Source organism: Streptomyces sp. NPDC002935 (assembly GCF_040611295.1).
In the GTDB taxonomy this organism is placed as follows: domain Bacteria; phylum Actinomycetota; class Actinomycetes; order Streptomycetales; family Streptomycetaceae; genus Streptomyces.
In genome coordinates, this window is sequence record NZ_JBEXNW010000021.1 from 99,867 (window position 1) to 112,302 (window position 12,436).

Consider the following 12,436-nt stretch of genomic DNA (forward strand, 5'->3'; position numbering starts at 1 on the left):
GCCTCTTCAGGCCACTCGGTACTGCTCGTCGCGGGTGTCCGTGAGGAACATCTGCCCGGGCGCGTGGGTGATCGCGAACGGCGGGCGGGACGCCATGACGGCCGCCTGGGGCGTCACTCCGCACGCCCAGAAGACCGGGATGTCGTCCGGGGCGGCGACCACCGGATCGCCGAAGTCGGGGCGCGAGAGGTTCTCGATGCCCAGCCCCGACGGCTCACCGCAGTGCACCGGACTGCCGTGCACCGCGGGCAGCAGACTGCTCTCCCGGATCGCCGCGGCCAGGTGCTCGGGCGGCACCGGACGCATCGACACGACCATCGGGCCGTGCAGCCGCCCCGCCGGACGGCACTGCCGCGCCGTGACGTACATGGAGACGTTGCGGCCCTGCTCGATGTGGCGCATCGGGACGCCCGCCGAACTCAGTGCCCACTCGAAGGTGAAGCTGCACCCGATCAGGAAGGACACCAGGTCGGACCGCCAGTACGCGACGACGTCCGTGGGCTCGGCGACCAACGCGCCGTGCTCCCACACCCGGTAGCGCGGCAGGTCCGTCCGCAGGTCCGCGCCCACCGCGAGCGGAGTGGTCCAGGAACCGGCGTCGGTGACGTCGAGGACGGGGCACGGCTTCGGGTTGCGCTGGCAGAACAGCAGCATCTCGTACGCCCAGTCGGCGGGCACCGAGATCAGGTTCGCCTGGGTGTGTCCCGCGGCGATTCCGGCGGTGGGGACGGACAGCCCCGCACGGAACCGGCGGCGGGCCTTCCCGGGGGTCCACGCGTGCGCGTGGCCGTCGATCGCCGGCGGGCTCGGTGTGCGGTCCCCGGTGGAGGCCGGCGGTCGGACCTGGACGGTGTCGTTCACAGGAGCTCCTGGCCACGCGTCTCGGGGAGTCCGATCAGGGCGACCGCGGCGAGGGCGTAGCCGATCGCGCCGAACACCAGCGCGCCGCCCACACCCCAGCTGTCGGCCAGGAATCCGACCGTGGTGGGGAAGGCCGCGCCGACGGCGCGCCCGGTGTTGTAGGTGAAGCCCTGTCCCGTGCCCCGCACCGACGCCGGGTACAGCTCGCTGAGGAACGAGCCGAAGCCGCTGAAGATCGCCGACATGCAGAAACCGAGAGGGAAACCGAGCACCAGGAGAAGGGTGTTGGCGCCGCTGGGGATGTTCGCGTACGTGAGGATGCACGCCGCGGAGAGGATCGCGAAGAGCAGGATGTTGCGCTTGCGGCCCAGTCTGTCGGTGAGCAGACCGCCCGTCAGATAGCCGAGGAAGGCTCCGGATATCAGGAGCGTCAGGTAGCCGCCGGTGCCGACGACGGACAGTCCGCGCTCCGTCTTCAGATAGGTGGGCACCCAGGTGGCGAGTGTGTAGTAGCCGCCCTGGACACCGGTGGAGAGCAGGACCGCGAAGAACGTGGTGCGCAGCAGACCCGGGGCCTTGGCCGTACCGGGCCTGAAGATCGTGGTGAACGACCCCTTGTCCGCGCTCTTCTCGCGTACCGCGGCCGCCTCGGGGGCGTCCTGTACACGGCGCCGGACCCAGACCACGAGCAGCGCGGGCAGCGCGCCGGTCCAGAACATCACGCGCCAGGCGATGTCGTCGTCGAGGTACTGGAAGACCAGTGTGTAGACGACCACCGCCAGGCCCCAGCCGACGGCCCACGCGCTCTGGACCGCGCCGAGTGTGCGCCCCCGGTGCCGGGGGCTCGCGTATTCGGCGACCAGGATCGCTCCGACCGCCCACTCGCCGCCGAAACCGAGGCCCTGGAGGGCGCGGAACACCAGCAGCGTCTCGTAGTTGGGCGCGAAGCCGCAGGCCACCGTGAACACCGCGTAGGTGATCACGGTGATCATCAGTGCCTTGACGCGTCCGATCCGGTCCGCGACCACCCCGGCGACGGCGCCGCCGACCGCGGAGACGACCAGCGTGACCGTCGTGAACAGGCCGGTCTGGCCGCTGTCGAGGCCGAAGTACGCCGCGAGGGCGACCATGCTCAGCGGCAGGGTGAAGTAGTCGTACGAGTCGAGGCCGTAGCCGCCGAACGCGCCGCCGAAGGCGCGGCGGCCCCGCGGGCCGAGTGCGCGCAGCCAGCCGAACGCGCCGTCGTGAACGGTGGGTTCACCCGCGACGGGTGGGGAGCCGGCGGTCAGGGCCTGGGATGGAGGGGTCGTGCTCATGGGCACCTCGCAGTGAGGGACGGAGAGTGCTTGAGGACCGAGCCGTGCCGTGCCGTGCGGAAGCCGTGGGCGCCTGGGCGGTGCGGAGAGCGGTGCGGACAGTGGTACGCAGAGCCATGCCGAGAGGTGTGCACCAGCCGTGGTGCGGTGAGCGCCTGCCCGACAACGTAGAGGATCGTTGAACGATCCCTCAATACCCATGTTGTTTCGTTCTTGTATCTGCGGTTGAATTCCGGGCATGGCAGAGCTGACGGAACTGGCCGACGATCGCGCCCTGTTGGGGCGTACAAGCACCGCCGAGCGTGTCTCGGACATCCTCAGGAGCCGGATCGCCGAGGGCTTCTTCCCGCCCGGGACGCGGCTGTCCGAGGACAGCATCGGCGGCGCGCTCGGTGTCTCGCGGAACACGCTGCGGGAGGCGTTCCGGCTGCTCACGCACGAGCGGCTGCTGGTGCACGAGCTCAATCGCGGGGTCTTCGTGCGGGTGCTCACCGTCGAGGACGTCGAGGACATCTACCGCACCCGGGCCCTCGTCGAGTGCGCCGTGGTCCGCGGGCTCGGCAGCCCGCCGTACGCCGTGGTCGGGCTCGCCAGGGCCGTCTCCGACGGGCAGCGGGCGGCCCGCGAAGGTGACTGGAAAGGGATGTCGACCGCCAACATCCACTTCCACCGCGAGCTGGTCGCGCTCGCGGGCAGCGCCCGCACCGACGAGGTGATGCGCAGCGTCTTCGCGGAGCTGCGTCTCGCCTTCCACGTCGTGGACGATCCGCAGCGGCTCCACGAGCCCTACCTCGTGCGCAACCACGAGATCCTCCAGACCCTCCAGGCGGGAGACCGCGACGGAGCGGAGCGCCTCCTCGCGGGCTACCTCGACGACTCGCTCAAGAACCTCGTCGAGGTGTACGCGCGACGCGTGGCCGACGGGGGACAGGGCGTCGGCTGACGCGGGGCGCCTCCGGCGTGGGGCGCGGGAACCGCAGGCGTCGCGTCCAAGGCCGCTCCGGGCGAGTGCCTGGCTCAGGCGGGCGAGGCACGGCTGACCTGGGCAGGTGTTCGGGCCTCGGGTCGCCGCGCCGGTGTGTGGCGTCGGCCATGTGGGGCAGGTGCGCGACTGGCCGGCCCGGCCGCGGCCGACCGGGGGCAGGGGATCGGCCGCTGCGTTGCGGGGCCCGCGTGTGGGGGCTGTGCGGTGCGTGTGGGGTACGGCCGGGGCGGCGGTTTCGTGGCGGTGCCGGGGACGGCGGTCGCTTCTGCGCCGTTTCGACCGTTGTCGGACCGAGGACCTAGTCTGTGCACCGTGACTTCGCCTGCATCGACGGACAGCGTTCCGCGCCAGCTCAGCGCGGGGCCGCGCCCGGCTCCGGGCCCGGCCGCCGACGAGGGCCTGGCGCGGCGGCTGCGCGCGCTCGCCTGCACCGCGCCGCTGCACGACCTGGACGTGCGCAAGGCGAACCTCGCGGGCGAGTACACGGTGTACGGCATGGCCGAGGTCGCCCTCGCCGCCATCGACCTCGTCACACTGAACATGGACTTCGACACGGGCGCCGACCACGATCAGATAGTGGCCAGGCTCATCCCGCGCATCGCGGCCCAGGCACCCCGGCGCCCGGTCGTCGAGCACGAGCGCGTGGCCCGCTGGGTCCTGGAGAACCTGATCAACGTCGGCAGCGTCGACCGGGGCTTCCGGGCCGTGTACGGCACCTTCGCCCCCGACGGCACCTATGTGCGCCGCGACTACGACTTCAAGCTGATCGAGGAGGTCCCGGGCTACGGGGGAAGTGTCTACCTCCGTACGACCGACGAAGCGGTCAACGTCCTCGTCGGCGCCCTCGACACCGACGTCACCAGCGCGCAGATCGCCGCCGAGGTCAAGCTGGAGGTCCTGATCAGCCGCGGCCGGCTGGCCGACGCGCAGCTCGCCGCCGAGCAGGCCCGCTACCGGACCGTGCAGTACGCCGAGACGCTCCGCAGGGCTCTCGACGCGACCCGGCGCAATGTGCGGGCCGTCGACTGGCTCCAGGCCGTGCCCGACATGATCGCCGAGGCCCTGGACCACGTCGCCGACCGTTACCGCCACGAGAACGCGATCCTCACCAACATCCGCAAGGCCCGGGACGAGTCCGAGGACCCCGAGCAGAAGCGGCGCGCCGCAGAGCTCGTCGACATAGTCAAGGACTGCATCCGCAGGCACACCCAGCTCCAGTCCCGCCTCCTGGAGGCCGGCCCGCTGTTCCGCGCCGAGCAGGACCGGCAGGCCTTCGGGACCCCCATGACGACCTCGGGGATCGACCTCTACGGCCATCTGGTCGCCCCGGTGCTGCCCCTGCCCGTGGAGCGGGCGCTGCGCGTCACCGACGCCTTCTTCGCGCGCGGGACCGGCCTGCGGACACCCGTCGCCGTACGCGTCGCGGACCTCGTCGACATTCTGCTGACGCCGCCGCTGGAGCGGGAACACCTCGGTGCGGAGATGCCCGAGCCCGACCTGATCGCCACACCGGACGACAGCCGGTTCAGCGAGGAGCAGCTCGCCTCCGCCATGGAACTGCTCAATCTTTCCCCCGACGCGCCGCGCCGGTTGTCCGGGCTGCTCGCGGAGGCGCGCCGCCGAGATCCCGAGCTGCCCTACCTGGTGGCTCTGCTGGCCGTGCACGCCGCGAGCCCGCCGGTCGGCACCGCCTACCGGCAGGGCGAAGAGCGCCTTCTGTTCGCCGTGGACGACGGGACCGAGCTGGACGATCCGGAATTCGGCGGGGCCGATCTGATCGTGGGCATGGCCCTGCTCGACGCGGCCGGGATGAAGGCGGACCGGGCATGAACGCTCCGCCGCGAGACCTCGGGGACCGAGGGTCACCCCCGGCCCGCGCGTCCAGTACGGCCGGCAGCGACCGCGCGACGAAGCCCCACCCGTCCCGCCGTCGTCCCCCGCACAGGGCATTCGCCCGCACCCCCGTCAATACCGTCCCTACCGTCGTAAGTCCGAACAAGGAGCCCCAGTCGTGACCGAGCACGTCGAATGGAGTGAACCGGAGGCCACCGCCGCGCCGGTGAACGCCCCCGTCACCCCTGCCGACGCCGCCGACGCGGCGCGGCTCGTGTCCTTCGGACTGCAGCCCAAGCTCCAGCCCGCCCGCGACCAGGAATACGCCGACCTGCTGCGCCGCTATCGCGAGGACCCGCCCTTCGCGCGGCTCGCCGACGCGGTCGCCGCCGGTCTCGGGCTGATCGTTCTGGAGGTGTCCCCGCGCGCGGGGATGGCGGTGACCGCCGCCGAGGACTCGGTCTTCGCCGTCCGCATGGGCGACTACGCGCGTCGCGCCTCGGCCGACTCCGGGGACCGTTTCCTGCACGGACTCGCCCACCTCGCCGTGGCCGCCATGGCCTTCCCGCGCCCCGAGGACCTCGCGGACGACGGTTACATCGGGCGCGTCTCGGTCAACGGCGTCGACGCGTTCGTACGGCAGGCCTGCCGGCGCCTGGAGGAGCGGGCCGAGGAGACCGGCGAGAACACCGACCCGGCGACCGACGCGCCGGGCCTGGAGGCGGCCTGGCGGATCTGGGCGCGGCGCAGCTCCACCGGCGCCACCAAGGACGCGCGAAGACTGGCCGGCTCGACGACGGGCATCATCGCCAAGGCCGTCGCCTTCCTCACCGACTCCGGGTTCCTCCAGCGCACCGGCGACGAATCCGGCGGGACGTTCCGGACGACGGCGCGCTATCAGCTCCAGGTCCGCGACCTGGCGGGCAGCGCGGCCCTGACGGAACTGCTGGAGCTGGGCATCGTCCCGGTGACCGATGGCACGGCGACCCTGCTGCCCGCCGAGGACACCGACGACCTGGAGCTGGCGGCCGGAGCCGGGCTGCCCTTCCACTCCTGACGTCCGCCTGCCGCCCCCGGCCTCCTCCCACGACCTCACCTCCACGACTACGAGAGTCCGCCGCCATGTACGAGCTGTCCCGGGTCCGCCTCTACTCCATCGGGCCCGCCGGTGCGCGCTATGCCGACACCGTGCTGGACCTGCGCGGTGTCGGCGAGCCCGTGCCCGACCCCGCACCCACCCAGGCGGAGTTCTTCCAGGAGGAGCCGGTCGGCCCGCCGCGCCGCCCCGCGCCCGCAGGCGTGCTCTTCCTGGAGAACGGCGGCGGCAAGTCGGTCCTGCTCAAGCTGATCTTCTCGGTGATGCTCCCGGGCCACCGCAACACCCTCGGCGGCGCCAGCTCCGGCGTACTGCGCAAGTTCCTCCTCGCCGACGACTGCGGACACGTCGCGCTGGAGTGGCAGCACACACTGACCGGTGAGTGCGTGGTGGTCGGCAAGGCGAGCGAGTGGCGGGGGCGGCAGGTCTCGAACGACCCGCGGAAGTTCGCCGAAGCCTGGTACTCGTTCCGGCCAGGACCGGGACTCAGCCTGGACAACCTGCCCGTCGCCGAGGCCACCGCGGTACGGCCACCCGTCGAGGGTGCCTCCGGCGCGCAGGGGCGGCGGCGCACCATGAAGGGCTTCCGCGACGCGATCACCGAGGCGGGCAAGGCGTACCCGCACCTCGAGGTGCACTGGGAGGAGATCCACGACCGCTGGAACGAACACCTCGGTGACCTGGGCCTCGACCCCGAACTCTTCCGCTACCAGCGGGAGATGAACGCGGACGAGGGCGAGGCAGCCGGCCTCTTCGCGGTCAAGAAGGACTCCGACTTCACCGATCTCCTGCTGCGCGCGGTCACCGACACCCGCGACACCGACGGGCTCGCCGACCTGGTCGGCGGCTTCGGCAACAAGCTGGGGCGACGCGCCGAACTCATCGCCGAGCGCGAATTCACCGGCGGTTCCGTGGACCTGCTCGGCCGGATCGTCGACGCCGCCGAGACACGGGCACGCGCGCGTGACATCCACACCGGCGCCGAACGGCGGACGAGGACGCTGGCGCGCCGACTGTCCGCGCGAGCCGTGCGGGAGCGGGTGCGCGCCGGTGAGCTCGCCCAGCGCGTGACCGCCGCCGCGTACGGCGTCACCCATGCCGAGGGCGCCCGCGAGCGCAGCGCGCTGATCGCCGCCGAACTCGCCTACCGCCACGCCTCGCTGGCCCTCGCCGGCGCGGAGAAGTCGGCGGCCGCGCAGAAGCGCGAACTCGCCGACGCGCGCACCCTGCACGCGGCCTGGCAGGCCGCCGAGGTCGTGCTGCGCCACCGTGCCGCCACCGACCGCTCCACCCGCGTGGCCGACGCGATCCGCGAGGCCGAACGCGACGCCGCTCCCGCGCTCGCCGCCCGCGCCAGGGCCGCCGTCGACCTCGTACGCGCCCTGCACCGGGCCGCCGAAGGCGCGGAGTCGCTCGCCAACGAGGAGGAGGAGCGGTCCGCCGGCCTCCAGGAGGCCGGCGAGACGGCGCACGCCGACTCGACGTCCGCCGCCACCGCCGCCCAGCGCGCCCGCAGCGAAGTCGGGCATCTGCGTCAGCGCCTGACCGAGGTCGAGCAGGAGACCGCCGAGGCGGTCCGCGCCGGCTGGCTCGACGACAGCGCACCCGACGCCGACCCGGCCCGCGCCGCCCTCGCCGCCAGCGACGCGGAGAAGACCGCCGTCGCCGCCTGGGACACCGCCCGCGAGGCCTCACGACGCGCCGCGGACCATGCGCGGGAGGCGGCGTCCGCAGAATCCCGCGCCGAACTGACGGCGGCCCGCGCGGCGGACGCGGCGACGGCCGCGGAGCGCTCGTACGAAGCGGAACGGCGCACGGCCCAGGCGCTCGCGGAGGAGGAGCGGCTCGCGGAACTGCTCAGCCTGCCGGGCTCCAAAACCCACCGCGGCGTTCCGCAGCCCCGCCGCGACGAGGAGGCCGACGTTCCGGCCGGCTCGTCGAGCGGTCCGCCGCTGAGCGCCGAAGAGCTCGACCGGTACGCCGACGACCTCCGCGAACTCCTCGACGACGGGGTCGCCTCCGCCGAACGGCAGCTCTTCGAACTGCGCACCGCCGCGGCCGACGACGCGCGGATCCTCGGCGCGCTCGGTGACGGTGGGCTGCTGCCGCCCGGCCCGGACGTCCTCGCCACCGTCGAATACCTGGGCGAGCACGGCATCCCCGCGCTGCCCGGATGGCGCTACCTCGCACAGGCCGTCGACCCCGTCGACCACGCGCGCGTACTGGCCGCCCGGCCCGAACTCGTCGACGGTGTGATCATCACCGACCCGGACACCCATGCGCGGGCCCGCGAGGTCCTCACCGACGCGGCACTGCTGCCGCGCTCGGCGGTGGCCGTCGGCACGGCCGCCGCCCTGCTCGCCCCGACCCCGGCCTCCGACGCGGGAGACGAGGGTGGCATCGGTGGCTTCGGCGTCTTCCTCGTGCCGCCGAACCCGGCCATGCACGACGAGCACGCGGCCGACGAGGAGCGCCAGACGCTGCGGGCCCGCACGGGCCTGCGGGACGAGGAGATCCGTACCCTCGCCGCCCGCCTCGGCAAGGACCGGGAGCTCGCCGCGCGGCTCGCGTCCTGGCGCACCGGCTGCCCCGCCGGGCGTCTCACCGAGCTGGCCGCGACCGCCGGGGACGCGCGCGCGTTCGCGGAGGACGCCGAGGCCGAGCTGGCCGAGGCCCGCACCGTCCGCGCCGAGGCCGACGAGACGGCCGCCGACGCGGCCCAAGTACGCGACGAGCGGCAGGAGGCCGCGCAGAAGGCCCGGCGCGCCGCCGACGCCCTCGCCGGACTCGCCTTCCGGCTGCGCGAACGCTCCGGCTGGCAGGTCAAGCTGCGGGAACTCGCCGACGAGGCAGCGGAGTCGGAGGCCCGCGCCCAGGTCTGCCTGGAGCGCGCCCGCGCCGCCGACGAGGACCGCCGCGCCACCCAGCGTGCCGCCGACGACGCCCGCCGCACGGCCCGCGCGCTGCGCGCCGAGCGCGCGGAGATCGCGGGCGCCCCCGACGACGTGAAGCAGGACGAGACGGCGGCCAAGGCCTCGCTGCCCGCCCTGCGCGAGGCCTACCGGGCCGCGTCGCAGCTGTACGAGCAGGTCGGCGTGGGTGCCGACCTGCGGGCCGAGCAGACCCGGGCCGAGAGCGACGAGAGCGCGGCACTCGCGGAGCTGGACCGGCTCAGCAACAAGGTGCGCACACGCGCCGCACAGCTCCTGGAGTCGCCCGACGGCTCCGACAGCCCCTCCCGGCAGGCCGCCGCGGCGCGGGCCGAAGAGCTGGTGCAACTGCTGGAGACCCGGATGTCGACCGCGAGCGAACAGCTCGGGCGGCTGCGCGGCGAGGCCGAGCGGCACGCGCCCGAGGACGGCGAGGCGCACACCGAGCTGGCACCGGAACTGGTTCCGGGCGACGCCGAGCACGCACAGGCCCTGCTGCGCACCGCCACGACCGAACTCGCCTCCCGCACCGAGGCGTTGGACCAGGCCCGGGAGGCACACGCCGAGTTCCTCGACGCCCACCGGTCCGCCGAGGACGCGGCCGGCGGCTTCGACGAGACGTCCGCCCTGCTCAGGGACCTGATCCGGGAACACTCCGACGAGGAGCAGGACGAACCCGAGCCCTACCCCGGCACCCTCGACGAGGCGCGGAACTCCGCCGCTGAGAGCCGCCGCTCGCTGCGCGGCTGCGCCGCCGACCTCTCCGCCGCCGAGGCCTCCGTCCGCGAGGCGAGCGACATCCTCGTACGGCACGCCAACTCCACGCGCTACGAGCAGGTGCGGACCCCCGCCCGGCAGCAGATCCGCGAGCTGCCCGCCTCCTCGCTGCCCGAGCACGCACAGAAGTGGGCGGACGCGTTCGCGCCCCGGCTGCGGGTGCTGACCGATGAACTGGAGCAGCTGGAGCGTAACCGGGACTCGATCGTGGACCGGCTGCGCGGTCTCGTGGAGTCCGCCCTCGCCACGCTGCGGTCCGCGCAGCGGCTCTCCCGGCTGCCGGAAGGGCTCGGGGAGTGGTCCGGGCAGGAGTTCCTGCGCATCCGCTTCGAGGAGCCCGACCAGGCCACCCTCACCGAGCGGCTCGGCGAGGTGGTCGACGAGGCCACCCGCGCGGCGGTCAAGAAGAACTCCGACATGCGGCGCGACGGCATGTCGCTGCTGCTGCGCGGGGTCGGCGCCGCGCTCCAGCCCAAGGGCGTCGCCGTGGAGATCCTCAAGCCGGACGCCGTGCTGCGCGCCGAACGCGTCCCAGTCGGGCAGATGGGCGATGTGTTCTCCGGTGGTCAGCTGCTCACCGCGGCCATCGCGCTGTACTGCACGATGGCCGCGCTGCGAAGCAACGACCGCGGCCGTGACAAGCACCGGCACGCAGGCACCCTGTTCCTCGACAACCCCATCGGGCGCGCCAACGCGACGTATCTGCTGGAGCTCCAGCGGGCCGTCTCGGACGCGCTCGGCGTCCAGCTCCTCTACACGACCGGCCTGTTCGACACGACCGCGCTCGCCGAGTTCCCTCTCGTCATCCGCTTGCGCAACGACGCCGACCTTCGCGCCGGGCTGAAGTACATCAGCGTCGAGGAGCATCTCCGGCCGGGACTGCCGCGTGAGGCGCCCGCCGGGGAAACCGTGCACACCGAGATCACGGCGACGCGGATGTTCAAGCGCCCGGCCCCCATCGCACCGTAGCCCCGTAGGGACGGGGCGGTGGGGGAACCGCGGGCCGTTCGTGGCCGGCCGCGCCCACGCGGCGGAGCCGCATGTCGCTACAGCCCGGCGCCCCTCACGGGGCGCTCGTCTACGCGTCCTCCTTCAGCATGTCGGCGCACTTCTCGCCGATCATCATGGTGGTGATGCACGGGTTCACGGAGATCAGATCCGGCATCGCCGAGCCGTCCGCGACCCGCAGACCCTCGACCCCCTTGACCCGCAGCCGTGCGTCGAGCGGGGCCGAGGCGTCGTCGTCCGCGCCCATCTTCACGGTGCAGGACGGGTGGTAGACGGTGTTGTGGGTCTGGTGGATGTAGCCCAGCAGCTCGTCGTCGGACCGGATGTCCGGCCCGGGGGCCAGTTCCGCGCCCGCCCAGCCGCTCAGCGCGGGCTGTGAGGCGATCCGCCGTGCCAGCTTCAGCCCGTACGTCATGACCCGCACGTCGTGTTCGTGCGTGAAGTAGCGCGGGTCGACCATCGGCTTGTCCCGGTAGTCGCGGGTGCGCAGCCGCACGGTGCCGCGGGACTTCGCGCGCGTGACGTTCGGGGTGAGGCAGAACGCGTTCTCCGACGTGGGGAATCCGTGCCGCGCGGTGTTCATGTCGAACGGCACCGAGCCGTAGTGGAACATCAGGTCCGGCCGGTCCAGGCCCGGTTCGGTGTCGTAGAAGATGCCCGCCTCCCACCACTGGCTGGACGTGGTGGGCATGGGCTGCTTCGCCTCCCACATGATGACGCCCTCGGGATGGTCCTGGAGGTTCTCGCCGACGCCCGGCGCGTCCACGACCACGTCGACCCCGACCTCGCGCAGATGTCCCGCGGGCCCGATGCCCGACAGCATCAGCAGCTTCGGCGTGTCGATGGAACCGCAGGACACGATCACCTCGCGCCGGGCCCGGACCGTCCTGGTGTGGATCAGATCCGGGTCGAGGTACTCGGCGCCGACACACCTCCGTCCTTCCAGGACCAGCTTCTTCGCCCGCACCCCCGTCCGTACCGAGAGGTTCGGCCGCTTGCCCATGACCGGGTGGAGGTACGCGACCGACGAGGACTGCCGGATGTTGTTCTCGTCGGAGTTGACCTGGAACCAGTTGGCGCCCCGCACCACCGTCGTGCCGCTGTTGAACGAGGTGGTCGGGATGCCCGCCTGCGCGCACGCCTCCAACAGGGCGACACCGCAGGGGTCTTCGCCCTTCAGCGTGCGCAGCTTCACCGGGCCGGTACGGCCGTGATGGTCGCCCGGAGCGTCGTTGGACTCCAGCCGCCGGTAGAGCGGGAAGAGTTCGGCCGAACTCCAGCCCGTACAGCCCGCGGCGGCCCAGTCGTCCAGGTCCTCCGCGGGAGCCCAGAAGGCGATGCAGGAGTTGTGCGAGGAGCAGCCGCCGAGCACCTTGGCGCGGGCGTGCCGCATGAAGCTGTTGCCGGTGGCCTGCGGTTCGACCGGGTAGTCCCAGTCGTAGCCGGATTCCAGCAGGCCCATCCAGCGGTCCAGTCTGAGGATGTCGTCGTCGCCCACATCACTGGGCCCGGCCTCCAGCACGCACACGGTGACGGACGGGTCCTCGGACAGGCGGGCCGCGACCACATTGCCCGCCGTACCGCCGCCGACCACGACATAGTCGAACTCATCTTCGCTCATGAGGTGTTG

The 12,436-nt window shown here is 72.8% G+C and carries 7 protein-coding genes; 4 read left to right on the forward strand and 3 right to left on the reverse strand.

The window, feature by feature from the left end; genetic code table 11:
• Nucleotides 1-6: 6 nt before the first annotated feature.
• Together ABZX90_RS26870 and ABZX90_RS26875 are read right to left on the reverse strand one after the other, a co-directional pair.
• Nucleotides 7-795 carry a putative hydro-lyase gene (locus tag ABZX90_RS26870; RefSeq protein WP_351132467.1) on the reverse strand — a complete coding sequence of 263 codons (789 nt, stop codon included), beginning with the start codon at nt 793-795 and terminating at the stop codon, nt 7-9.
• A gap of 62 nt (nt 796-857) precedes the next feature.
• On the reverse strand, nt 858-2,177 hold the full coding sequence (locus ABZX90_RS26875; protein ID WP_355208813.1) for an MFS transporter: 1,320 nt from the start codon (nt 2,175-2,177) through the stop codon (nt 858-860).
• A 238-nt stretch (nt 2,178-2,415) separates the two neighbouring features.
• Between ABZX90_RS26875 and ABZX90_RS26880 the strand changes: the two genes are divergently transcribed.
• The 4 genes from ABZX90_RS26880 to ABZX90_RS26895 all read left to right on the forward strand — a co-directional run bounded on the left by ABZX90_RS26880 (nt 2,416) and on the right by ABZX90_RS26895 (nt 10,767).
• A complete protein-coding gene (locus ABZX90_RS26880; protein WP_355208815.1) occupies nt 2,416-3,120 on the forward strand; it encodes a GntR family transcriptional regulator in 705 nt (234 codons plus the stop codon).
• Between the two features lie 354 nt (nt 3,121-3,474).
• On the forward strand, nt 3,475-4,992 hold the full coding sequence (locus tag ABZX90_RS26885) for a hypothetical protein (protein WP_351132441.1): 1,518 nt from the start codon (nt 3,475-3,477) through the stop codon (nt 4,990-4,992).
• A 181-nt stretch (nt 4,993-5,173) separates the two neighbouring features.
• Nucleotides 5,174-6,052, forward strand: a complete 879-nt coding sequence (locus ABZX90_RS26890; RefSeq protein WP_355208819.1) for a hypothetical protein — start codon at nt 5,174-5,176, stop codon at nt 6,050-6,052.
• 65 nt (nt 6,053-6,117) lie between these two features.
• A complete protein-coding gene (locus ABZX90_RS26895; protein WP_355208822.1) occupies nt 6,118-10,767 on the forward strand; it encodes a hypothetical protein in 4,650 nt (1,549 codons plus the stop codon).
• 109 nt (nt 10,768-10,876) lie between these two features.
• Here ABZX90_RS26895 and ABZX90_RS26900 read toward each other — a convergent pair whose 3' ends face one another.
• Nucleotides 10,877-12,427, reverse strand: coding sequence for a GMC family oxidoreductase N-terminal domain-containing protein (locus ABZX90_RS26900; RefSeq protein WP_355208824.1), 1,551 nt, complete (start codon nt 12,425-12,427; stop codon nt 10,877-10,879).
• Nucleotides 12,428-12,436: the final 9 nt, after the last annotated feature.